Origin of the sequence: Terrabacter sp. 2YAF2 (assembly GCF_052114705.1) — a bacterium.
Classification (GTDB): domain Bacteria; phylum Actinomycetota; class Actinomycetes; order Actinomycetales; family Dermatophilaceae; genus Terrabacter.
This window is the reverse complement of the sequence record NZ_JBFRFG010000017.1, coordinates 29,822-54,171: the sequence shown is the minus strand read 5'-3', so window position 1 is coordinate 54,171 and position 24,350 is coordinate 29,822. Positions and strand designations below refer to the sequence as shown.

Here is a 24,350-nt window from a genome sequence, read left to right as displayed (position 1 = left end):
CCCATGAGAGAGCCACACCAATGACACGAGTGGGCAGCCGATGAAGAGAGCGTCAGGTCGAGCACCCGGACCGAACCTGGCCGGACACCGATTCTGCAACCAGTCCACGGGTCGCGTAGCCCACCGCCGGGGACGCGTCGGGTCTTCTCGTCGGTTTATTGTGGATTCAGGACGAGGAACCGCGCCTAACCTTCACGGCTCGTCTGACAAACATGGCGGTCAACACAACATATCCGATGCATACGACCCACATCTTCCAACCAAGGCCGAGCGCCGCCGCTGCTCCCGCGAGCACTGTAACTAGCGCAAACAGCGCCGCAACAAGAACTTCCCGGCTTGGAGCACCCATCTTCACTTCAAAGACTCCTGAACTTCTTTGACAACATGGAGGACTTAGACGTTCATCCACACGTTGAGATTGGCGAGGGAAACGGTCAGTGGATCTGCTGGCGGACCTTTACACTCACTTCCGGCATATACTCCACCGAAGTACGTCCCATAACCATACGCCGTTAGTGGGAGCCCCACCTCTGGCCCCGCCACGATCATACCGATTGCGGAAAGCAATGACAGAGCATCTCCCATTAGGCAGGGACCACTGAACTCCGCTGGCTGGGCGCGATACCCGACTGAAACGTATTGGGATCTACGGTTGGGCCTGCTGTATCTGCTTGTCTTTCGATACTGACGCCTGGCGTAGTTCGAGCCGTAATGCGCTCGGCGAGCAGAATAATTGTAGTTATACGTATAGTGGCGCCGACCCCCATAATAGTGCCAAGTATAGCTGTAATTCCTGTACTTTCCAGTTACATCGTTAGCACTAACAGGGTCCTGAGGATAGGCATATTCAGTCGTGTTTCCTGCGTCGACGGGGTCGAGCGAGGTGAAGAGGCCGCGGGTGGGGTTGTAGAGGCGCACGCCCATGAGGGTCAGCCCGGCGGCTTCTGTGGGGGTGGCGCGTTGCTTGAGGCCGAGCCAGCCGTAGCCGATGGTCCCCGCCACGCCTGCCTCTGCGGAGGTGCTGGTGGTGGAGGTGGGTGCGCCGTACTCGGTGTAGTCGGCCCAGCCGTTGATGCACACGGCAGGGGTGGACTCGTCGGTGCCGGCGGGGATGGTGACGGTGGTGACAGCGTCGCCGTGGGGGTTGCCCAGGGTGAGGGTGGCGCTGCCGTAGGTGGCCTGGTTGGTGGAATCGGCGTTGATCTGGGCGCCGAGGTTGCCGTCGAGGCTCTCGGTGTAGCGGGTGGTGACGGCGGGCTGTGCGGTTCCGGTGGCGTCGACGGTGGTGACGTCGGTCCAGGCGGGGTTGTCGGAGTTGTCGGTGTAGTGGCGCACCGTGGTGGTCGTGTTGGCCGCGCCGGCTGCTGCGCCGGTGGGTCCGGTGACGGAGGTGGTGCGGCGCTGCTGCTCGTCGAGGGTGTAGGTCGTCGTCGTGGAGGAACCAGAAGCGCCTTGGGTGATGGTGTGCGCTAGGTCGGTGTCGTAGTAGCCGAGGGTGATGTCGCCCTTGCTCGGGTCGGGGGCGTCAGCGGCCGGGATGGTGGTCTGGCGTCCGAGCGGGTCGTAGCTGTACGCGCCGGGGGTGTTCGTGCCGGTATTCCCGCCACTGATCGGGCGGTCCGCGGTGTCGTACGCGTACGTGGTGGCGGTGTGAGTGTCGACGGTGCCGGTGCAGTTGCCGTCGTTGTGCGTGTCGACCGTGAGGCTGGTGCGGTTGCCATTGCTGTTGTTGTTGGCGTTGGGGTTGGCGTCGAAGCCGTAGTTGCGGACGGTGCACGGCAGGGCCTCGGAGGCGGTGGTGGTGGGGTCGGCCTCGGCGCCGCGGGCGGCGGCGATGCGGTCGGTGACGCGGGTCAGGCGTCCGGCGCGGTCGTAGCTGTAGGCGCGGTCCGCGGCGCGGGCATCGCCGACGCCGGTGGGGGCCTGGATGTTGGCGGGGTCGGTGACGCCGGGGTTGCCGTCGAACGCGGCGGACGGGCCGTTGTACTCGGCGACGACCTTGCCGGTCTCGTCGCGGTCCTGGGTCCAGGCCAGCCACGTCCCGTGTGGGTCCACCGTGGTCGGGGTGTAGGTAGGCGGGTCGGTGCTGGTGTCCGTGGTGTAGTTGGTGACCTGGCCGGTGTAGTTGACCTCGGTCGCCTGGCCGGCCTCGTCGTGCTGCCAGTTTTGGGTGAGCCCACCTGGCATGGTCTCGGCCGCCAGGGCGCCGGTGTCGTCGTAGGCGCCGGTGTAGGTCAGCAGGTTGGTGCTGGCCGTGTCGGTGGTGTCCTTCCGGGTGACGGTGACCTTGGTGACCAGACCGCGGCGCTCGAGTGCGTGGTTGGCGTCGGTGCCGTCGTAGGTGTACCGAGTGATGCCCATGTTCTTCGGGTCGGTGACCGCCGCGACGTGACCAGCTGGGTCGTAGCTGGTGGTCGTGGTGTCGCCTTGGCTGGAGGTGGTCGAGGTGGTGCGGCCCCAGCTGTCGACGATGCTGCTGGACGCGGCCCCGGTGGGGTTGCCGTTGGCGTCGACGGGGGTGGTGCCGGTGGCGATCCCCGTCTTCGCGTCGTAGTTGGTCTTCGTCCCGGGCAGCGGACTCGAGGACGCCAGCCCAGTAACGGCCGTCTCCGTAGTGTCCGGGCGCCCGTCGAGCAGGTACGTCGCGTTGGTGGTGCGCACGACCGCGCCGGAGGTCTCGAGTGTGGTCGAGGGTGCCAGCAGGTAGGAATAGGCCTTCACAACGCTGTCCGGGAGGGTGGACCCGGCGGGCTGCGCGGCCTTGCGGGTGTGGCAGACGAGGCCGGCCCAGGCGCCCGACTGGCACGTGGAGGGGTCGTCCTTGCCGGTCGTGTACGTGTAGTAGTCGGTCAGGGTGGTTCCGGCGCCGGCTGCGGGCAGCCCGTTGGGGCTGGTGGACTCGGATGGCTGGCGGGCCTCAATGGTGCGGCCGTGCGCGTCGTAGTAGGTGACGGCGACGAGGTCGCCGGTGTTCTCGGTGCCGGACAGGTCCATGTCGGTGACGGTCTTGGTGGGCCGGCCGAGGGTCCAGCCGGAGTCCGGGTCGGTGAGAGCGCCGGACTTTGAGGCGTATCCGGTCAGGGTGCGGGAGATGACCGGTGCGGTCGTGCTGGCGGGCGGCGTGTTCTCGGTCGAGTCGGCGGCGTATGTGGTGACCGTAGTGGGCAGGGCGTAGCCCCTCTGGTCCGCGGCGGCCGTCGCCGTGGCGGGGTTGAGCCCGCTGTTGGGGGCGGCCTGGTCGTAGTCGGTGTGCGTCCGGGGCCGGATCGGCAGCCGCGTGCCGGCCTTGGGGCCTTCGGTTAGCGTGACGGTCCGCCTCGGGGCGTAGACGTCGGTGACAACCGCGCCGGCCGGGGTGTGGGCCGGCTGCCCGGGCAGCGGGGCACTGGTGGTGGAGTCGCTGTTGTAGATCGTCGTGGTTCCGAGCGGGGCAACATTGTCGCGCGTACCGGCCGCGGCGTCGGCGAGGATCGTGGCGGTGGCGTGGGTGTCGAGGGTGAAGACGACGTTGCCGAGCTGGTCGTAGTCGGTGTAGCCGTACAGCCACTTGTCGGCGCCGAACGTGGCGGTGTTTGTGGTGTAGCCCTGGGCGTCGGTGTACGACAGGTCTGCGTAGGTCCAGTCGATGCCAGTCCCGGCGCCGGTGAGCGCGTCCGGGACGGGACCGGTGTAGTCGGGTCCGAACACCGCGGCCGCGTACGTCGGGGCAGCGTCTTGGCCCCACTTGGCGACCGTGCCGGCGCTCAGGTCGGGGACGGTGGTGCCGGCGGCGGCGTTGCTGTTGCTCGGGGCGGCGCCGTAGACGAATCGGGCCAGGCTGGTGGAGCCGCTGCCGGATGGGTTGGCGCGGGTGACGGCGGTGACCTTGAGCTGGCTCGTGCCGGACGGCGCGGCGTAGCTGATCGTGAACGGGGCCAGGCCCGGCGGGGTGACGCCGGTGATCTCGTTGGTGGAGCCGTACGTGTAGCTAGTGGCGAGGTTGGAGCGGGGGTCGGTGATCTTCGCGAGCTGTGAGCTGGCGTTGTAGCTGTAGCAGGCCACGGGGATGGACGCCATCGTGCCGGCGGCAACCGAGGTCGTGCCCCCGGCGCAGTCCGTGACCGTCAGTTTCTCGGGCGCCCAGGCCTCGAGGTTGACCTGCGTGAGCTGCCCGGTGCTCCCGTAGACCAGACGCAGCGCGCGGCAGCCGGCCTTGACCGTGCCCGTGTCGGGGCAGTCGGTGGCGGTCATGCCGTCCGGCAGCGGCGCGAGGATCCGGGTGACCCGGCCCGTGGCCTGGTCGATGGTCATGGTGGTGGTGGCGCCACCGGCCTCGGCGACGCTGTTGGCCGTGAACAGACCTGGGCTGCCGCTCTTGGGGTAGCTCGAAGGCGTCGACGGCCTGAAGGTCGTGACGGTGCCGTCGGCTTCGGTGAGCTTCAGTTGGGTGTCGGCGAACAAGCCTGAGACGGACAAGGTGGTGCCGCTCAGGCGGGTGTCGTCGTTGGAGGGGATCCAGGTGCCGGTGGTGAAGTTGTCGCTGGTGCGGCGCAGCCCGGCGCTCGTGGCCTGGTAGACCAGCGCGGTGCCGTCCTCGTCGATGAACTGCAGGGTGCCGTCGTCGCGGGTTCCGTCATAGGGGACGAGGCGGCCAAGTCCGGCGTCGGAGCCGCCGATGGAGGCGCTCCAGCCGGGCCCGAACACCGACGCCGCCGGCGGCACGTATGCGCTGGGCAGGTTGGCGTAGGTCGAGTGCGACCGGGACAGGGACAGCGTGCCGGTGTATCCGGGGATGCTCACGTCGGTCGCGCTGGTGTTGAACTCGCCGGTGAACAGTGCCACCTGGCCGGGGCCGGCGGTCTGGGTCGGGAAGCCGTTGCCGAACGCGTGCGGGACTCGGAGCACGCTCGCGGGCGCGGTGTCGTACGTGCATTGGACGGTCGTGTCGTAGGACAGGCACACCTGCACGTCGAGCTTGATGGGTGCCCGGCTGGTTGTCTGGGTTGCCTGGCCGCCGGTGGCCGGGTCGACCTTGGAGACGTCCCACACACCGTTGACCAGTTCACTGCCATCGGCGGCCTGCGTCACCGGCATCGGGGTGGGGTCGGAGTGCCAGTCGGTGCCGGTCGCGCCTTGAGACGAGCCGGAAACGCGCCACTTCAGCGCGGCGGTCACGGTGGTCGCGACGCTCGTGGTGGACGCCGGTGGCCCGGTGACGGTGATCTTGATCGGCCCGGTCGCGGGAGTCGCAGTGTTCGGGGCCGGGTAAGTCATGGCGGCGGCACCGACACCGAAGCTGTACGTGGTGTGTGCCGACTCAAGCCCGGCCCTCGACATGCTCCAGTGCTCGATCGTGTGCCGGCCGTTGGTCGTGGCCACCGATACCGCCAGCGGGGATGCACCGGTCAGGGGGGTGTTGAGGTTCTTGCCGTCGATGATCGCGTACACGGTGGCCGGTGCGGACGGGGTGCCGGTGTCCGTAGCCGTGAGGGTGCATGACGCGTTGGGGCCGGCAGGCTTCGTCTGCCACTGCCCGTCCGGATACCCGGTGCAGATCGCGGTAGACGGCGCGGGCTTGGTGGCCGCGGTCTTGAACTGCGTCCACGGCGACCACGCCCCGTTCCACAGGCCCTGGTCATCCTGGACCTTCGTGCGGGCGTAGTACGTCGCGTTGTCACCCAGCGGGCTGGACAGGGTGCACGACGCGCTCCGCCCGGATGCCGTGGACGCGGCAGCACAGGAGGCGACGCCCGCCGTGGCGGTGCCGTCGGTGTTGTTCGTGTGGACCTCAGTCGTCATCGTGACGTTGTTGCCGTCCGGGTCCGTCGCGGTCGAGGTGAACGTCGGCGTCAGCGTCGCGGCATACCACACACCTGATGAGCTCTGCCCCGCCCCGCCGAGAACGGGAGCACCGGCAACGTTGGGCTTGCGGTCATACGTCAGCGTGAACTTCGGCGGGTTCGCGCCCTCCATCGAGGAGAACTTCTTCCACCCGTTGCTGTCGGTCTCCGACGCGGCCTTGAGCAGCACCGCCGTCGAGGTCACCGCCGTGTTCGTCGACAGCGCCTGGAACAACGACGTCATCGGCACATTCACCCACCCCGCACCACAGCCCGAGGAGAAGCCCTTCGCCACGTTCACCGAGCCCCACACCGTTGTACCGGAACCCGGTTGGGCCGTCCACCGGGTACTCGTGGTCGCCGGCGACGCGTTGAAGACGTTCATCCCCGCCGCCGTGCACGAATAGGACCACGTCTCGTAGACCGACAGCTGCGCCGACTCCACCTTCAGGTTGTGGAACCCCGTAATCGGGAAGTTGATGTAGGACCGGGCGACCGAGGAGCCGCCGTCGAAGGTGCCGACCTTCAGCTCGGTCGAGGTCGACTGGTCGGTGCTGTACGTGTTCTCCACCCACGTGTCGAACGAGGGCGTCACCGTCATCGACGCGTACGTCGGGTCGATCGTCACCGGGAACTTCCGGGCCGGGTCCGCGAGCCACGCCAGGTCCGGGGTCACCGTCAGCATCGCGTGACCCGGGTTCGTCTGGGCCGCGGAGAGCTTCACCGGGGATACGCTCGCCGGGTCGCCCGAGTGCGGGTCGACCTGCGCGTCCCACGCCGTAGCTGGCGGGATCGTCGAGACCTGCTTGCCCTTGCCGTCCATGAACGCGATCCCGCCATCGGCGGTGGCTTTCGCGGTCAGGCCCTTGATCTTGAGCGGGATCGAGAACGAGCCGCCGGCGCCGCCCGCCGATGCGGCCGCGGCGAGCTGGTCCGCGGCGGCGCGGTCCTTGATGACGAAGTCCTGCTCGAACCCGGACGGGCGCACGCTCACCCGCACATCCACCCCGGGCAGCACGTTCGGGTACGTCGCGGTCCGGCCGGCCAGTACCGGCGCCGGCAGCTTCACCTTCCCGAAGCCACCACCGAGCGCCCACGACACCGACCGGCCCGCGCCGTGGTCGAGGGACGTGACATCGGTGCCTGCCGCCCCACCGGCCGACAGGTGCACCCCGGGGCCTCCGGCGGCCGGCACCACGTCGGCGCCGGCGGCCTTCAGGTCCAGGTCGATCGGCTGCCAGTGCCCGGAGGCGTCCTTGAACCGGACCGGCGCCGCAGAGACCTCGCTCGTGCGCGACCCGTCCGGGTTGACCCACGTCGTCGTCGTGTCGGTCCGCTCCGACAGCGCCTCCACCCGGACCCCTTGCGCCCGCGCCGCGACCCGCGCCGACACCAGGTCAGCCGCCTGCGTCACGCGCGCCTTGGCAGGAGCCGCATGCGGCAGCACAGCAGCCGCACTTACCGGGATCGCCGAAGCATCCACCGCGGAAGCATCAACAACCAACACCGCCGCGACCGCAACCGTCGATGCGCACAGCCGAGCCCAACGCCCTGAGAACCACACAGCACTGCCCCTGTCTCGGCCATCGGCCGACCATGTGCGTTCCCTCAAAGGACGCCGGACGGAGCATGTCGGTCAAAGCACCCAAAGCGCCATCTTCTTGGGTAAGACATTGCCGAACTGCCAGTTACCGCTCAGACAAGCGCCGCCTGTAGGTGTTCTCTGAAAGAGAGCTGTGTGATCTGGCCGTGGCTGTGGTGAAGCCAGAGCCCATCGAGCGGTCTTTTCGGCCTCCACCGCGGTTTGGCTAGTTGCGGCTGTGCGCGGAGGCCGGTTGCTCGCCGAACGTGTGGTTCGGTCACCTCGGCCACGAGCTAGAGGCCGCAGCAGGCACGCCAGTCCAGACGTACCGGGCACCTACACTCCCCGGCATGATCGATCTGCTCGTGAATACAGCGGTGTCCATCGCCGCGAGTCTGGGGTTGTGGGCGCTACTGCCACGCGGAGTCGTTCTCACCCGAGCAGTCCGATCGCACAACCACCACGGGGAGCCGGTGGGCAGCACGTGGAATTTGCGGAACGACTCGGCCCTGCCGATCCGCATCCGCTCCGTTCGGGTCACCGGCCTCTCTACGTTCAACCATGCGACGGAGCAGCAGCGAGAGATCGAGCTGCCCTTGGCTGGGGACCGGGCAGACGGTGCATCGCTCTCGTTTGACGACAGCACCCTGGAGACCCTTCTGTACGTACACCACCGCAGCTGGAAAGGGGTGACGATCCCTCCAGGGGACACGCTTCAAGCGGTTGTCCCCAACATGCACGGCCTGCGGATCAAGTACCGGCGTGCGGGGTGCTTCGGCATTCTCGAGCGGCGCGAGATCGTGATCAGCGGAGGCATCTGAACCCGACTGGACTTTTCCTGCTCGTCGAGCGCCTCTGACTGTGGATCAGTTGCAATGCCGGGAGAAACAGGCTCTACGGGAAGGGCGACAGCACCCTCGCGGTGGCGTTCACCCTCGGGGACGGCGGACTGCGGAGGAGGCGGCATCTAGGTCATCGCCGCGCTCGAGTCGGCGGCCGAGGTCGGCCCACTGCTCGTCATCGAGCTCGTCACGAAGGGGGGCCAGTGCCTCTGCGAGGTCGGCCTGCTCGGCCAGAGCGGTAGCCCACGGGGCACCGCTCCATTTCCCCGGGGGTGGCGGCGCCTGCCTGAGGTCGCTCGCCCAGCGGCGCAGCTCGACCGAGCTCATGCGCATCTGCTGATGCACCGCCGCCCGGCGCGTCTCCCCCTCCACCCGCCTACCGTGCTCCCCGCAGCCCCGTCCCGGCAATCCCCCACCCCTACTCGGCCTGCTTCCTCCTCCACGTTCTGGTCAGCAGTGGCGTTCCTCGACCAGGTGCCGCCAGCCGATGGCTGCCGGCCAGGCGGGGCGCAGGTTCGCGAGGGCCCGACTCCCCGCTACGACGGGCGCGCCCCGGGCGGGCCGGGGCCTGCAAGCAGCGCCCTTCGAGCTGGGGGCGTGCGGGGCTCGGAGAAGCCCGGCCAGATCTGGGGACGTCGAGCTGGGACTGTTACACCGCAAGGCGGGCCACACCGTGCTGGTCCTTTCCAGCGCCACCCGAGCCCGGAACCTGCATGTCGGCACGACTGTCGTGGGTGCCGCGCACGGCGTTCTTCAGGTCAGGTCACCTAGCCGGTCATCGACGAGCCTGCGAGGGGACTCGGCGCGCTGCTGCCAGTAGGAGACGACGAGACTCGCGTGCTGTTGGACTGCCGCTGCCGACCAGTCCTTGTTGTCGGTCTCCAGCTCGGTGGCGAAGTCGATCAACTCGCCGGGCTCGAGCCGGCTCGCCCACGGAAACGCCCTCACGAGCGCGACCGCGTGGGCCCGGGTCCTTCCCGAACTGGCCATCCCAACATCATGGCCGATGCCCCGGACGGTGCCAGCCTGATCGCGGACGGGCGGCGCGGCCCGTGCACCCGCCGCTCCCCAGCGGGGGCAGTGGCGGGCACCACGCCTTCCGCAGGCCGTGACCCCGCCAGAGCGCATCGCGTGTGGCGGTGGCGCATCCGGCAGGGTTCTGGGGCTCCTCCTTCCGCTGTACGCGTCGGGGTCGTGGCAAACGGAGCGGCTCCAGCGCGGATGGGCCGGCTCATCACCTCCTTTCGTGGCCCACCGCGCTCGGGACCGCCGCGCACACCACCGCGCAACGGGTCTGCGCTGTGGTTGCCGCAGTGCGGTCTGATCATCTGTTCACGTTTCAAGTGGCCACCCCACCGGGACCTTCGCCGCGAAACGGCGCGCGTACCGGGGGTGCTGACCACCGTTCCGCGCCCGCGGGCGCGCGCAATCCCCGCCGGCGCAACGGCCAGACCCACGGTCGTCGCTGGGATGCAAGCGCGTGACGTTCCATCGCACCCGTCGGATCCAGCCCCGAGCGGCCGCGCCGTTCCCGAGGCGCTCGAGTTCCTCAGGCAGTGGCGATCGAGTCGAGCCACCGGCTGGTGACGTCGGCCGAGCGCGCCACGTACAAGGTGAGCTCGGCACGCAGCGGGGACCCCCGCAGCCGGGCCCGGCAGGCGGGGAGCCTGCCCAGCCCGTCGACGTGGGCGACGAGATCACGCAGCTGACCCGACATCGCCTTGGTCAGAGTGCCGACCCGTCGACCGCCGAGGCGAACCTCGATGGCCTCGAACGGGGTGGAACGCGGGGTCCGGGCCTCCTGCACCAGGTGCAGGGTCACCACGAGGTACCGCTCGCGGTCGCTGACGAAGGGGCGCAACACGTCCATGTGTTCGTCTTCGCCCGTGACCTGCACCGCCCGGCCCGCCGGCAGCACCTGGAAGGGAGCCTCCGGGAAGGCATTGAACGGCTGCACACCGTGCACCGGCGGCAGCCACACCGTCGCACTCGCTGCGATCTGGCCGTCGTCGTCGGCGCGCGCCCAGACCCGCGCCGGGACCGACAGATGCGCGCCCTCCTCCGCCAGGTCCGCCAAGGCGGCGGTGTACTCGGCGGCCGTGAGGCGGGGCAGGAAGCCGAGCATCTGACCGCTCACCCACACCCCGACCGCGTTCGGGTCGTGCGGGTTGGACGGGTCGATCGCCAGCTCAGCCGCAAGGTCCCGCAGCTCCTGCCCGTACTCGGTGATCGTTGCCCCGCGGCGCTTGTACAGGGCGCGGAAGGCGTCCTGATGGAACCACTCCCCCGCAACCTCGCATGGCCGCGTGCTGACCGCCCACGCTTCCACCGCCGCCCCGACCGGGGACGCGGGCGCATGCTCCCCGGATCGCGCGCCCGGGGGCGACGTCGGCGTCGCAGTCCCCGTCTGGGGTGGGATCGCCACCGGCGGGGCAGGGAATGACGGCTGCGGCGCGAACCCGGTCACGGGCTGACCCACAGGTGGCATCCGGGCCGCCAACGGCGCCGGCGCCAGCGGCTGAGAGGAGTCCGTGCCGGTCCGGGGGCGCCGTGACACCGGCCACGGGATCGTGCCCGGCGGCAGGGCCAAGAACAGTCCGAGCAGCCCGAAGACCAGGACCGGACCCCAGTCACGGTTGGAACCAGCGCCCAGCACTTCCACCAGGCACATCGCCGCCCAGAACCGGCGTCTGCGCCACCACTTCGGCTTGGCCAACTTCGTCGTCCCCTGACGGTCAACGCGCCCTCGAACGGGTCCAAGGGGAACCCTGACGCAACCTGCATACATAAGCACGTTCACCGCCGTCGAGGGAAAGATCGCCCGATTCCTTCCCTCCGAGTGCTCGACTCGTCGACCCGGCGATGGGGTGGTCGACCGGCACACTCACACCACGTCCCCGGGGGCTCGCTCTTCTGGTGCGTTTCCGACCCCCAAGGAGGTCCCCGCGGAGTGCACTCGCAGACGGGCGCCGAACCGCCGTCCTCTGTACTGGCTGCGAGGTGGGGCAGATGCGCGCGCCTTGCGGTGCAGCGCCGTCGGGCGTTCCCGGTGCGGGGTCGAGACGCGCTCCGGCGGCCATACGGATGCCCGGTCTGACCGGGCACCGGTCGGGTGCCTCCTGCGCTGAGCACAAGCGCGGACCCCGCCAACTGCCGCTGGCGGGGTCCGTCTCTTGTAGGTGGGTTGGGTTGGTGATCTCGGGTTGGCGAGGCCGGGCGTGGAGGGAGGCGGTGTCACCCCCGGCTTCGGCGGGACATGGTGTTGGAGTTGTTCAGCACGGCTGCGGCCAGCCAGTCGAGCTCCTGCCCTCGAAGGCTGTCGGAGGCGGCGCGGCCGTGGATCGGCAGGGTCGTCTTGAACCAGGCGTTGTAGGACTCGGCGTCGTTGCGGCGGGAGTAGAACGGGGTGAACTCCGCGTCGCGGCGCGCCAGGGGCCGCAGCTCGCTTCCGGCCGGGTCGACACGTTCCGGTGACGGGGTGTCCGGGGCGCCGCGATCGGCGCGCGGCTCCCAGGTGTGGGTGAAGGGCATCGCCCCGTGGTCGCAGGGAATGACGTACTCATTGCGGCGACCCCAGCGCCCGTGGGCCGTCTTGAAGGCAGTGCTGGACTGGCACGGCAGGTGGGCCTCCTTGACGGGGTACTCCTCGGTCGGGTGGCTGCCGACGGTGTAGAGGCTGCCGTCGTCGACGACGAGCTCGTGGCGGCAGAGGCCGTCGTCGGTCAGGTGCGTGACCGGCGTGAGGTAGTAGGTCTTTCCGTAGGAGGCGCGCAGGCTCCCGTTGGGGCTCGCGTACACGTTGGTCCCGACGGGCGCCGGATCGGTGCCGGCGTGGATCTTGGCCAGGCGGTCGTAGCGCAGCAGCCGGATGGTGTCCGCCGAGCGGTTCGCGCCCAGCTCGACCGCCAGCCGTCGGGCTCGTTCTTCCTGCATGCTCTTGCGCAAGGTGAACCGGGACCGCCCGTCCGGGGAGTCGGCCGGCTCCTCCTTCGCATTGGCCCCGTCGGAGATCTTCTCCTCACCGCGTGCGACGGCCTTGCCGAAGACCTGGATGCGGTGGCGAGCCATCAGGTAGTCGACGGCCCAGCCGGTCACCGCCCGGTCCCACACCACCGAGTGCACCCCGTCCTTCGCCCGGGCCGCGACGGCGTCGATGATCTCCAAGGCCGGCCACAGCTCGGCGCGCATCGCGGTCGCGGTGCCGAGCACGATCCGACCCCACGCGGTCCAGGTGTGGACGCTGACCATGTTGACGCCCCGGGCGATCTTGCCGTCCTCGCTCATGTCCGAGTAGAAGCTCTGGATCCTGGGCTTCCCGGTTTTGCAGCGGCTGCCGAGGGGGATCCTGTCGCCGGTGGGATCCCAGGGGTCGGCCATGGTCCGGACCTTGCTGTACGGAGCGATGTCGGTGCCATCGCCGTAGATCATGTGCTCCTCCGCGGGACGGGTGAAGGAGCACTCCTTGCCGGGCAGCAGGTTCCCGTGGTCCCAGGCCTGGCCCAGGGCACACCGGCGGAACATCTCCTGCAGCGCGGGCAGCAGGTCAAGGTCGAGCAGGCGCCGCTTGTCGATCAGGCGCTGCTTGAAGTGGTCGAGCTGGTCGCGGTTCGGCGGCCGCAGGGGCAGCCGGTCACCGCCGGTCATGGCGGCGTAGTTCTCGCTGATGGTCTGCCAGGTGCTCTTGACCTCGAGCGCGCGCAGGAGCCGAGGGGCCGAGCCGGCGGCCCGCTCCGCCACGATCAGCCCCCAGAACAGCGCTGCCGGGAACGCGGACTTGCGTCCGCGGGTGCGCGCCGCGTCCATGGCGGTCTGGATCACCTCTCCCATCATGTAGGTGGTCTTGAACAGGAACACGTCCGTGATCTGCTCGTGCACAGCGATCGCGCTGGTGCCGGAACGGTTGACGCGCTTGGTCTCCGGTGCGTAGGGCACGTGGGTCTCCTTGGTTTGTTGGGACGCGCCGACAGCGCCGACGCGCACAGCAGCAGCTCAGGGCCGGGTAGCCCTGAGCAGGGGTGGTCAGGGCGGGGCCGACAGGCCCGGCGCCCCAGGAACTGCGGCATCCGGGACAGCGAGCTGTTCAGGCGCACCTGTGTCGCCGACAGCCGCTGTTCGAAGGCCGCACTGCAAGTCTGCTTCGGCACCCCGACCGCGCACATCATCAAAAATCGGTATTTCCGCCTCATCAATTTCCGGTAGGCGTCCTCAAAAACCGGTGGGCCCCGCCCCTCCCAGACATCCGAGAAGCCGTCTGCGCCTGGTGCGGTGCACCCGCGGATGACGTCTGTGTGACGGCGGGCACACGACGAACCTGGCCCTCCCCCCTCGCGGTTCTCCCCACCCGCAGTACTGCCGTCGCACGGTCACTCGGTCGCCTCCGCAGTCCATGCGCGCCCTGGGGACCCGGCGGCCACGCGTCCCTGGGAACCGGCGGTCACGCGTCCCCGGCTCGCAAAGCCTCCGCGGCCGTGTGCGCCTGCGATACCCCGCGCCGCGGCTGGCCCTCCCTAGGGGGGTGCCGAGCGGTGTTGGCCGGGCGCGCCGATTGCGCCTGGGTTCACCCGCCGGACCTTCCTCCTCACCAGCGTCCACTACGCCCGAGGAGAACCCCCATGAACGCCACCACTGCCACCACCACCGGCACCCCCACCCTGCAGACGGTCATGCTGAACGAGGCCGTCGAGATGGTGTGGGACCTCGACGACAGGTGGGGCATCGTCCCCCCTGCCGCCCACGAGGAGCTGCGCGGTGACCTGCAGACACTCCTCACCGTCGCCGGCGGCTTCACCGTGGCCACCAAGACCGGCAACACCGCCGCCATCGAAAACGTCGGCCAGCTCGTCACCCACCAGAAGCAGCTGATCGCCGCCCTGTCCGGAGTCGCCACCAAGCACGTCACCGACGACCTGGTGACCGAGGAGGCGACGCCGGTGCACCACTGGCGCAACCTCGTGCTCGTCGTGGTCATCGCCGCCGCCGCCAGCTACCGCAGCAGCACCGCCGCCATCGACGAGCTCGTCAAGGGCGCTCCCCGCCTGACGACGTGCACCATCAGCGAGCGCCGCCCGTTCACCGACGTCGAGGTCCTGCTCATGCGCAGCTACGTCGCCGCGACCTACCGCCCCGGCGACCGGAGCGCCAGCGTGTACGCGCTGGTCGACGCGGGCATGACCCCCGGGGAGACCACCAAGGTCACCCTCGACGACATCGACGACATCGACGACCTCGACGAGCTCGACGACCTCGAGTACTCCTCCGTCCCGTACATCCACGCTCCGGGCAACGAGCACGTCGTGGCGCGCTACCTCGGCCTCGACCGCTTCGGCAAGCGCGTGCTCGGCGCCCACAATCGCCACGCCTTCTCGGGTCAGCGCCGGCCCCCGATGACCGCCCAGCTGACGTACATCCCGCGCAAGAACCTGCCCGGTAGCAAGGAGGCCACGTCCTCGGCGCAGAACGTGATCAGCAACCTGCTCAAGCACCTCGGGCTTTGGCACGCCGACACCACCGCCTCGAGCCTGACACAGTGGCGCATCCAGAGCGAGTGGAAGTCCCACGGAACGGAGCTCGCACTTGAGGTATCCGGGCGCCACTCCCTGCCCCAGATGTGCGAGGCCCTCAAGGTCGAGCCCGCCGCCGTGCGGCGCACCGCCCCGGGGCGTGGCGACTTCAACGTCCCCGACTGAGCCACGAGCCCGCTGCCGCATCGAACTCAACCCGCAGCGGCGCCAAGGCCTCGCCAGTTCTGCCGGCAACGGGCCGCTCTGGTGCACCGGTCCAACCTTCCGCGAGTGCCTCAGGCTCCCAAGGAAGGTTGGTCAGTACCGCGGCGGCGCGCTCGGTGACGCAGCCGCAGCCGGTTCAGCCACATCGACAGGCCTGCCACGACCAGGCAGAAAACGCCGAGGATGGACTCCCCTAGCGGCTCGTCCGCGCTGAGGAGGTACTCGTAGTTCGGCTGCCACATCGCAGTCGTGACCACGCCGTTCGCGTCACGTCGGACCCGGACCCGCAGCGGGGGTCGGTAGCCGGTCCTCGCGCTCGGGGGCTGCCAGCCCTCCTTCATTGGGTCGTAGATCTCCTGCGTGGCGCCCGGTTCGGAGAAGACCGACTCCAGCTCCGGGTCGCTCGACCCGGGCAAGGTGGCCCGGACCCCGTCGACCGTGTAGTACCCGCCGCTCTTGCTGGTGACGTGCGAGACGTGCACCTGAACCTTGTCGCTGACGAGCGACTGCCCCTGAGCCTGGAGCAGCCGGGCGTCGCCCTGGGCGCGGATGGATCCGGGAATCATGCCCAGGGAGACGACCGCGAACACCAGCAGCGTCAGGGTCCACCCGGCGCTCAGGCGCCCCGAGATGCCGAACGTGGCCCAGCTGCGCCGGTCCTGGTCGGCAGGCGCAGGAGCCCACTGCCGGCGAAACTCTCGGGCCGAGGCTTCCTCGTCGGGGGTGGCCGGTGTGGCTTCAACGGCTCCAGCGGCACTGGCCGCGTCCGGGGTCATACCGGACATCGTGCACCTCGCCGTGAACCGGCTCAGAGGCAGCGGCTCCCTAGCGCTGCGCCTGACCCTCTCGCAATAGTGGGAATCTCTCACAATAGTGAGAGGCCTCCCTCAAAGGGGGCGGCAGCCCTTGGACTCCTGTGTCGAGCGTGCCGAGCGTGTCGAGCGTCGACTGGGCGAGCCGTCTGGCTATGAACTCCTCGAAGGTCCGAAGCACCAGGGCAGCGGCCTGAGCGTGTGTCGCGGCAGCCCGGTCTGTCGCTCAGTTTGCTCCCCGATACGGCGGCAGGCACGCGCCAGCGGCCTGGGCTACGTCTGGGGGTGCTCCTCAGCTCGTCCGGGCCCCGGGGCTCACGCCCAGCACGGTGGCGGCCTTGTCGTGCGCGAGCCCGGTGGCCCCGTCGACGTCGGCGGGCGCGGCGCCGACGAAGGTGAGCGCCAGCACGACGTCCCCCACCCCGGTGTAGACCTGGGTCAGCTCGAACCCGTCAAGAGGTCCGCCTTGGGCCGTGACGCGCGCGGCGACCGGGTCGGTGCCGAACTTGGGCGGGTTGACCACCGTGACGTGCATGGCCGACCGGCCCTGTCCGGGCAGGCTCATCGTCACCGTCGGGCACCCGCCCAGGGCGGCCTTGAGGCGGCCCTGCAACGCCGCCACCTTCTCGGATGAGCCGAGGGCATCCAGGCTCTCGTCGATGCCCGGCCCGTTCTGCCCGCCGGAGAACGCCACCTCGGCACTGGCCAGGGAGCCCGGAGCGTTGCGCAGGTTCATCATGCTCACCAGGTCGGCGCACCGGGGCTCACGGGAGGAGACGGTGGGTCCGCCGCTGCCGCTGCCGGCGGACGGATCCTGGGAGAAGCCCGACGGCAGGTCGTCGACCGCGAGCGCGGCCTTCTTCAGCGTCGCCGCCGTCCGCGCGAGCGGCGCGGCGGCGCTGCCCGTCGCGCTGGACGACGGGGTGCTCGACGCCGACGCCGAGGGGCTCGCGGCCGTGGTGCTGCTCGACGGGGTGGTGGTCGCATGGGCGGTGCGCGACGAACCCGGCGTGCCGCCCGGGCCCGAACAGGCCGCCAGGGCGGTGACGACAGACAGGCAGACGACGAGGATGCGGCGACGATTCACGAGCACGGAGGCTATAGCCCGCCGCGTCCGCTCCCCGCGGGCCACGCCGTCACCGCCCGCCCGAAACCTCGAAGTGTCGGCCTCCTCCCCACACGCGCCGCCGCAGCGGTAAGGACCTTGCCCGGCACACCGTCACGCGCAAGGGAGGACGACCGGGCCGCGACTCTGACTCCAGCGGCGGCCACTGCGGTCCTGGGCTTGGTCCGGCCGGACTGAAGGAGCTGCCGCCTTCGTCGGTCCTTCTCAGCGTCGATGTCGCCGCGGGCGAAGCGCTCGTCGAGGATGCGCTGGGCCTCGTCTTGGCCCCCTGCCGCGTTCCTGCTCGCCCCGGGTCCCCCCCGGTCACATCCTGTTCGGCTTTTAGTGTTGCTGGCGGGCGCATAACCCGGCGCTTTGAGGCTGCGGTGTCCCTTGCAAGGGGCACCGCAGCCTTCGTCCTGCTCAGGGTTGTCCGGCCCTCCCGTCGCGAGCGGGACCCTCGGCTGCGCAGCGTGTCGGTCGGGTGCGCTCTTGTCCCGTGCCATGAGGCGGCGCTCTGGCACCATGCGATGTGAGGTCCACCGAGGCCGTTACCGAGGGGGAAGTCGTGACCCAGGCATCACAGCCGCCGAACTCGTACCAGCGATGGGTCGCGCGACATGCCCGCGTGCTCTACTGCGTCACCGGCGGTGTCACGCTCCTCATGGCCGTTCGACTGGTGCGGGCCGTCTTCTGGGGCGGGGAAGGGGACGTCGTCACCCTCGGCCTGCTGACGGGCTCGTGGTCGCTGTTCACGGCGCAGGTGTGGCTGGTGTCGCGGACCGTAGCCAAGTACGAGAGGCAGGTGCGCAGCTCGTCGTAGGCGGGGGCACTCGTGGCGGAGGACAGGGCAAGGGTGGCATGTCCTGGGCGGAGACGTAGCCGCGTCTCGGTGACGTGGCCGCACATCCTGAGGGCCAGGCGGGGCTCCTCGGCCTCGAGGTTGCGTTCGAGCGCGGCCTCGAGCAGGCGGTGTCCGCGCCCGCTTTCCGGGCCGGCACGGCCCACCTCCCACGCGTGAAGAAGCGCCGGTTCTCCACGCCCGACCACCAGGTCGAGCCTTTGGAAAACCGGCGCTTCAGTCCCGAAAACAACACTAAAAGCAGAACAGGCGGTCACATCTGGGCTCGATCATGCCGTACACGCGTCCTATGTCGCTTAGCGTGGATCCGCCGTGCTCGGCGTGTTGCCGCTCGCGCCTCATCCGGTGCCTCGTGGGTGGTGCGCTCGCAACGAGGTCCGGGTGCCGACCCCGCGTCGGGCCGGACGTCTCGGGGTGTCGAGGCTGACAGGGTCGGGGAACGTCGAGGCACCGACCAGTCCTCCGAAGTTGCTATGCGCGACCACAGCCGCCCACTGGTGGGGGGCAACCCCGCGGCTAGCGAGCCGCAGTCGCGCTCAGCCACGCAGCGGTTCCTTGCATCGGCCTCGTCGGGGCCGTGATCGCCGCGGTCACCTCCTGGATGATGGCCCGCGTCGAAGCCGAACGGCAACGCTCTTCGCAGAGCAGCTGACGGGCTGTTCGGTACGGCGCGGGCTGCTCCCGGGGCAACGCTCGAAGGCCTGGCGGTGCTGATTGGTGTGGCCACCCTGCGGTACCGACGCGACCCGCTCGCTGCTGCCACCCCGGCGAACAGCCACCCCTGAGCAGGGAGCCCAAACGGCGGGTCGAGGCCACCCCCTACCGGCCCACGTAGCGTTGAAGAGGCAGGGGCTTCGAGGCGGCGGCGCCATCGCTGAGCCCCGCCCGCCTACTCGTCGAGAAGCTCCCTCAGCGCGGACACGGCAAGGGTGTCGCCGCCCTCGATGGCCGCCCGGTAGTGCTGCTCCGCGCCGGCTCGGTCGCCCCGCTCTTCGAGCAGGACGGCCAGGTTGTAGTGCGAGTGCGCGTCCCCGTGGGCGGCGCCGGCACGGTAGGCGGTCTCGGCGGCCTGCTCGTCACCGAGGACGTCGGCGTATAGGTTGCCCAGCGGCAGCATGCTCTCGACCTCACCCAGCTTCATCCCCCGCTCGAGGACCGCGCGGGCCTCCCCGATGCGGCCGGTGTCGACGAGCAGGTGCCCCAGGTCTGCGCGGGCGGACGGGAAGTGGTCCGCCCCGGCCCGCAGAGCCGGATCGAGCGCAGGGTCGAGCGAGGTGCACCACTGCCAGCACGCGACCACGGCGGCCGCGGTGTCATTACCTGCCGCGGCCGATCGTTGAGCGGCCTGCATCGCCGCGTCTCGGTCGCCCTGCTCGCGAAGGGCGAAGGCCAGCCCGAGAGCTCCGCCGCTGTCACCGGCTGCCTCCGCGGCTTCGTACGCGCGGATCTCGCCGACGAGGTCCCCGAGCTCGTGCAGGACCAGCCCGAGGTTCAGCCACGCGTCGCTCTCGCCGCGACCGAGTGCGACCTCGTAGGCGGCCACGGCCTCGAGCCATCGTTCTTGCTCGGCGAGGCAGTTGCCGAGGTTGAACGCGGCGGCCCCCGAGCCGCCGTCCGAGGCCTGACGGAAGCACTGCTCGGCATCGGGCAGCCGACCGACCTCGGCCAACTCGCATCCGAGGTTCACCAGCTCGGTCAGGTTGAGCGTCGCGGCAACGCTCAACCGCTCGTCCAGATCCGGGCTCACGCCCCTCACTTTGCCGCACCGACGCCTGGCTGCGCACGACGTTGCACCGCAAGGTGCGGGCCCCAGCCTGCGGACGCCCGTGCGCATTACCGGTGGCTACAGCGCGCGCTCCGCCCGCTCGCGTTGGTTGCCGCGGCCTACCGCTCCCGCAGACGCCGATACTGCTGGGCGTCCACGGGCAGCCTCACCACCCGGCGTGAGGAAATGCGTAACAGCTCAACCCAGCCCGGCCCGAACCCGTTCTTGCGGGCCCGGACCTGGCGAATGTCGGCCCACGCGATCCGCCTGTGCCAGAAGCCGCGGACGACCACCACCCCGTCGTCCGCGAGCAGCACACGCGAACGCACGTCCACGACGCCGAGGATGACGATCGCAAGGGCCACCCCCAGGTGCGAGAGCCGCAGCGCAGGATCGGTGCCGGCGGCTCCCGTAGGCCAGACAAACTGGGACGCGTAGATGCCGCCCCACACCAGGGCCGCGCCGACCCGCAGGAGCAGCCAGCGAGTCGGCATCCTCGGCATCGGAATGGGCACACCACCAACGTGCGGCGGCGAGCCGCCCGGTCACGTAGGCGGCGGCTTCCCTGTCATGCGCACATCATGCCCGAACGGGGCGCCGGCGCAGCGGACAACCCACGCACCTTCCTGGCGCCGTCTGGGTCTTCACGACCGCTCGACGGTGAGCGCCTGCGCCGCATGGAACGCCGCGCCCAAGCTGCCGACTTCGGGCAGGCGCGGCGCGACGGTCACTTCGCCGCCTCGACGGTACTGACATACGCCATGGCAGCTCGACCAGCGCAGCCCTCCCGGGGATCGTGCCGCCGCCCCACGGCGGCGCGGACACGGCGATCGCTCGGTAACAGGCACCTCGCGCACGGCGGCATGATCGGGCGGTTCTCCGACACAATCGCGGAGTGACACTGACCGGCGGCAAACTCGGTGCTTCCCGAGCCGTGATCGAGGCCACCACGTGGGAGTGGCCACTACATGGGCTGCGCCACCCGCCAGAGGCGGACGCCACAGGTTGGTACCTGTGGACGGGCGAGCTTCAAGGGCGTGCGGACTTCTTCCGCCCGTGGCACATGGCTCATGTGCTCGAACGCTGCCCCGCTCTGCAGTCTCTGCTGGAACTCCCTCCCGGGACGCGGTTCATCTACGCGCCTGACTTCACCGATACCTGGCGGGACGAGTCGCTGCTTGACGTGTGAGCGGTCGACGCCCATCGGCACGACCCGACTTACCGACAGCGGCATGAGCGAACATCTGTATTCGTCTTTCCGCTGTGGTGCCGGAGCCCGGGCGGGCTGCGATGTCGGGGTGGAGGTTAAAGGTTTGGTCAAGAAATATCGGGATTCTCGTCCTATTTCCGCATCTGCGGAGGATGGTGCGAACGACCAGCTGAGCCGCAGGGGGAGGCTGGTTCTCGCGAAGGGGCGTGTGATGAAGGCTTCCAGGTCGGTTCAGGTGCAGGGGGCGAAGCCGCGCGGGGCGCGGCTGGTCGCGGCGGGGGTGGTCGGGGCGCTGGTCGCAGCCGGGCTCGGGGCCGTGGTCGCTGCTCCGGCGCAGGCGGCCGGGGTCGCGCCGTTGCCGGTCGGTCCGCGTCCGAACGCGACCCGGGTGGAGTTCCGGGCGGCCGAGCGGGTCAGCGCCAGCGTGGACGTCGGCACCGGAAACCTGCTGGTCACCACCACGGACCTGACCCTGCCCGGGGTCGACCAGGACGTCCAGCTCGGGCTGGACTTCAACAGCCTGCTGCTCGGCGCCGGGTCTGCGCTGCCGGCCGGCGCGGCCGGCAAGGGCTTCGCGACCCGGCTCGGGCAGGACACCAAGCTCGTCGCGAACACCGACGGCACCGTGCTGTACCTGGCCCCGGGCGGCCTCGAGGGCCTGTACACCCCGATCACCGGCACCAGCGGCTACACCACCCCGGCTGGGTTCAAGAACACCCTGACCAAGACCGGCACGACCGGCTGGACCCTGTCCGACCACGCCACGAAGGCGGTCTCGACGTTCACCGCGTCCGGGGCACTGAGCAAGGTCACCGACCGCAGCGGCAACGCCACCACGGTCACCGCCTCCTCGATCACGGCCACCCGCGGCGGAGGCAACGCGCGCAAGGCAACCCTGGCCTTCACCGGTGGGCTGTTGACCTCGATCACGCAGGCCTCGGACGCCGCCGGCTCCCGGACCGTGACCTACGGCTACGACACGGTCAACCAGCACCTGACCTCGATCACCGACACCGCCGGCGGCGTGACGACCTTCGGCTGGGACGCCGCGGGGAACCTGACCTCGATCGACGACCCATCAACCACCGTCCTGAACATCGCCTACGACAGCTCCCGCCGGGTCACCGCGGTGGAGAAGGGCCCAGCGACCGGGACCCGGTCGATCACCCGGTTCAGCTACCCGAGCAGCACCCAGACGCAGGTCGCCAGCCCGAACACCGACCAGACCCAGCCGGTGTCCGCGGTCCCGCACGTCACGTACACGCTGGACGGCACCGACCGGGTCACCCAGGCCGTCGACGAGCTCGGCCGGACCCGCAAGACCAGCTACACCCCGATGGCCGACATCGCCTCGGCCACCTCCCCGGCCGGGGCGGTCACCAGCGCCGCCTACGGCGCGAACAGCGGGGAGTCGCTGACCAAGGTCACCGCCCCCACCGGGGCCACCGCCTCCTTGTCGTACACCTCCGGGTCGGTCAACCCGTACGCCCCGACCGGCGGCACCGACGCCCAGGGCAACGCCGCCGTGATCGGCTACGACGGCGCCGGGAACCCGACCTCGACCACCAACTCGGGCACCGGCGCGGTCGCCAAGGTCAGCTACCGGGCCGCCGGCACCGCCGGCGCCGGGACGCTGGCCACCTCCACCGACCCCGCCGGGAAGGTCACCAGCTACGGCATCGACACGGCCACCAACCAGATCACCTCGATCACCCCACCGGCCGGGTCCGGGCTCGGGGCCACCGCCCTGGCCTGGGACGGGTACGGCCGGCTCCAGAGCGTCACCGACGGCCGCGGCGTCACCACCACGTACACGTACACCGGCGTCGACCAGATCGACACCATCGCCTACTCCGACACCACGCCGTCGATCAGCTACACGTACAACAACTCCAGCCAGGTCCAGACCCGCACCGACGGCAACGGCACCGTCACCTTCACCTACAACGCCCACGACAACCTGATCGGCCGCTCCGCCACCACCGGCGGCGGCTCGCTGAGCTGGGACTACGACCTGGCCGGGAACCTCACCGGGGAGACCACCACCCGCGGCACCACCGCCTACACCTACGACGACGCCAACCAGCTGACCTCGATGACCCCGCCCGGCTCGGCCACCACCCGGTTCGGCTACAACGCTGACGGGCCGCGCGCCGACACCTGGTGGAAGGCCAACGCCGACCACAGCACGTTCATGGCGCACACCCACACCGACTACGACAGTACGGGCCGGATCGCCGGGACCTGGACCTCCCGCAACAGCTCGGACACCACCAAGGTGTTCGACACCACCTACTGCTACGTCACCGTTGCGGCCGGGGCGCCCTGCCCGGTCTCGACCACAACGTCGAACCCGACCAAGGGCCTGATCCAGTGGTCCCAGGACAACCTCACCGCCGCCCGCTCCGTCTACAGCTACGACGCCGCGAACCGGCTCACCGGCGTCACCAACTACGCCGGGCACACCTACGGCTACACCTACGACGCCAACGGCAACCGCAAGACCGTCACCCGCGACGGCGTGCAGACCCAGTCGCTGACCTTCAACACCGGCAACCAGATCACCACCGCCGGATACGGTTACGACATGGCCGGCAACACCACCACCGCCCCCGCCGCCGGCACCCTGACCTACAACGGCCCCGGGCAGATGACCACCCAGCACAACACCACCACCGACACCACCTACGAGTACGCCGGCCCCGGCCAGAACGAGCTGGTCACCCGCAAGGTCACCGGCGGCGACACCACCAAGTACGTCTACGGCCGCAACACCAAGCACGGTGTCCCCGGGATCGACATCATCATCGTCAACGGCGCCAAGACCTACCTCGACACCGACCCCGACGGCACGCCGCTGGGGATGGAGCTGCCCACCGGGCAGAAGGGCTACTTCGTCCTCGACGGCCTCGGCACCGTCGTCGGCATCGTCGACGGCCAGGGCACCACCCAAGCCACCTACAGCTACGACCCCTACGGCACCATCACCGCCGCCACCGGGACCGGCGCCCTCGTCGACGCCAACCCCTACCGGCACACCACCGGCCTGTACGACCCCGCCACCGGCTACACCAAACACGGCACCCGGTGGAACGACACCACCACCGGCCGCTGGACCACCACCGACCCCATCACCCGCCTCAACGATCCCGACCAAGCCAACCCCTACACCTACGCCGCCGACAACCCCATCAACTACAACGACCCCACTGGGCAGAGCGCCGCTTCGGATGCTCTCTTTGTGGGGTTTGGGGCATTGTTCGTTGGATTCGCTGTATTTAGTCTTGTAACTCTACCGGCGACGGCCACTGTTGCAGCCGCTGTCGTGGCGGGCTCGAACTTCACCTTCTCGGCTGGAATCTTTGCTGCTTCGGTTGGATGCGTGTTCTCAGATGAGTGCTAAAAAGCGCGTGAGGGATCCGGGCTTCAGAGGCTGGGTGTTGATCGCGGGCGCCGAGTGCTTCTCCGGGGTCTTGGCCTTCCTGCTGTTGCCGGCCCCGGGCCGGTATCTGCTGGGCGGCCTCGCCGTACTCCTCATTGCGCAAGCGTTGATGAGGTCGGTGGCGGCGAGAAAGGAAGGCCGCTAGCCTCGCCTCGGTCCCGAGTCGCAGCGCCACTTGCTTGGTGG

General features: G+C 69.6%; 14 protein-coding genes. 5 read left to right on the top strand and 9 right to left on the bottom strand.

The features are described 5' to 3' along the window. Window positions 1-393: 393 nt before the first annotated feature. Window positions 394-7,233, bottom strand: a complete 6,840-nt coding sequence (locus AB4030_RS17260; RefSeq protein WP_442280439.1) for a hypothetical protein — start codon at window positions 7,231-7,233, stop codon at window positions 394-396. Between the two features lie 518 nt (window positions 7,234-7,751). Between AB4030_RS17260 and AB4030_RS17255 the strand changes: the two genes are divergently transcribed. Further along, the gene (locus AB4030_RS17255) at window positions 7,752-8,222 is read left to right on the top strand and encodes a hypothetical protein (RefSeq protein WP_442280438.1); all 471 of its coding nucleotides are present in this window, start codon (window positions 7,752-7,754) and stop codon (window positions 8,220-8,222) included. A gap of 108 nt (window positions 8,223-8,330) precedes the next feature. Here AB4030_RS17255 and AB4030_RS17250 read toward each other — a convergent pair whose 3' ends face one another. The 4 genes from AB4030_RS17250 to AB4030_RS17235 form a co-directional block, all read right to left on the bottom strand. Then, window positions 8,331-8,570: a hypothetical protein gene (locus tag AB4030_RS17250; RefSeq protein WP_442280437.1), complete on the bottom strand. Its 240-nt coding sequence runs from the start codon at window positions 8,568-8,570 to the stop codon at window positions 8,331-8,333. Window positions 8,571-8,996: 426 nt separating this feature from the next. Beyond that, a complete protein-coding gene (locus AB4030_RS17245) occupies window positions 8,997-9,233 on the bottom strand; it encodes a hypothetical protein (RefSeq protein WP_442280436.1) in 237 nt (78 codons plus the stop codon). Between the two features lie 559 nt (window positions 9,234-9,792). Beyond that, complete coding sequence (locus AB4030_RS17240; protein WP_442280435.1) at window positions 9,793-10,572, bottom strand: hypothetical protein; 780 nt, start codon at window positions 10,570-10,572, stop codon at window positions 9,793-9,795. Window positions 10,573-11,477: 905 nt separating this feature from the next. Beyond that, on the bottom strand, window positions 11,478-13,175 hold the full coding sequence (locus AB4030_RS17235) for a hypothetical protein (protein ID WP_442280434.1): 1,698 nt from the start codon (window positions 13,173-13,175) through the stop codon (window positions 11,478-11,480). 680 nt (window positions 13,176-13,855) lie between these two features. Here AB4030_RS17235 and AB4030_RS17230 point away from each other — a divergent pair. Next, complete coding sequence (locus tag AB4030_RS17230) at window positions 13,856-14,929, top strand: hypothetical protein (protein ID WP_442280433.1); 1,074 nt, start codon at window positions 13,856-13,858, stop codon at window positions 14,927-14,929. Between the two features lie 110 nt (window positions 14,930-15,039). On the opposite strand, the gene AB4030_RS17225 is transcribed toward AB4030_RS17230, so the two are convergent. Both AB4030_RS17225 and AB4030_RS17220 read right to left on the bottom strand, forming a co-directional pair. Further along, window positions 15,040-15,744, bottom strand: a complete 705-nt coding sequence (locus AB4030_RS17225) for a hypothetical protein (protein WP_442280432.1) — start codon at window positions 15,742-15,744, stop codon at window positions 15,040-15,042. Window positions 15,745-16,072: 328 nt separating this feature from the next. Next, window positions 16,073-16,867, bottom strand: coding sequence for a hypothetical protein (locus tag AB4030_RS17220; protein ID WP_442280431.1), 795 nt, complete (start codon window positions 16,865-16,867; stop codon window positions 16,073-16,075). Between the two features lie 586 nt (window positions 16,868-17,453). On the opposite strand from AB4030_RS17220, the gene AB4030_RS17215 reads away from it, so the two are divergent. Further along, window positions 17,454-17,708 carry a hypothetical protein gene (locus tag AB4030_RS17215; RefSeq protein WP_442280430.1) on the top strand — a complete coding sequence of 85 codons (255 nt, stop codon included), beginning with the start codon at window positions 17,454-17,456 and terminating at the stop codon, window positions 17,706-17,708. 928 nt (window positions 17,709-18,636) lie between these two features. Here the strand turns inward: AB4030_RS17215 and AB4030_RS17210 are convergent. Then, window positions 18,637-19,494: a tetratricopeptide repeat protein gene (locus tag AB4030_RS17210; protein ID WP_442280429.1), complete on the bottom strand. Its 858-nt coding sequence runs from the start codon at window positions 19,492-19,494 to the stop codon at window positions 18,637-18,639. Window positions 19,495-19,631: 137 nt separating this feature from the next. Further along, the gene (locus tag AB4030_RS17205) at window positions 19,632-20,006 is read right to left on the bottom strand and encodes a hypothetical protein (RefSeq protein WP_442280428.1); all 375 of its coding nucleotides are present in this window, start codon (window positions 20,004-20,006) and stop codon (window positions 19,632-19,634) included. Window positions 20,007-20,407: 401 nt separating this feature from the next. On the opposite strand from AB4030_RS17205, the gene AB4030_RS17200 reads away from it, so the two are divergent. Then, the gene (locus tag AB4030_RS17200) at window positions 20,408-20,701 is read left to right on the top strand and encodes an immunity protein Imm33 domain-containing protein (protein WP_442280427.1); all 294 of its coding nucleotides are present in this window, start codon (window positions 20,408-20,410) and stop codon (window positions 20,699-20,701) included. A 232-nt stretch (window positions 20,702-20,933) separates the two neighbouring features. Further along, window positions 20,934-24,125 (top strand): RHS repeat domain-containing protein, encoded by a 3,192-nt coding sequence (locus AB4030_RS17195; RefSeq protein ID WP_442280426.1) that lies wholly within the window; start codon window positions 20,934-20,936, stop codon window positions 24,123-24,125. Window positions 24,126-24,350: the final 225 nt, after the last annotated feature.

Coding starts and splice junctions, on each gene's coding strand:
- AB4030_RS17255 (WP_442280438.1), top strand. CDS start 7,752: ATGATCGATCTGCTCGTGAATACAGCGGTGTCCATCGCCGCGAGTCTG.
- AB4030_RS17250 (WP_442280437.1), bottom strand. CDS start 8,570: ATGAGCTCGGTCGAGCTGCGCCGCTGGGCGAGCGACCTCAGGCAGGCG.
- AB4030_RS17245 (WP_442280436.1), bottom strand. CDS start 9,233: ATGGCCAGTTCGGGAAGGACCCGGGCCCACGCGGTCGCGCTCGTGAGG.
- AB4030_RS17230 (WP_442280433.1), top strand. CDS start 13,856: ATGAACGCCACCACTGCCACCACCACCGGCACCCCCACCCTGCAGACG.
- AB4030_RS17225 (WP_442280432.1), bottom strand. CDS start 15,744: ATGACCCCGGACGCGGCCAGTGCCGCTGGAGCCGTTGAAGCCACACCG.
- AB4030_RS17205 (WP_442280428.1), bottom strand. CDS start 20,006: ATGCCGACTCGCTGGCTGCTCCTGCGGGTCGGCGCGGCCCTGGTGTGG.
- AB4030_RS17195 (WP_442280426.1), top strand. CDS start 20,934: ATGAAGGCTTCCAGGTCGGTTCAGGTGCAGGGGGCGAAGCCGCGCGGG.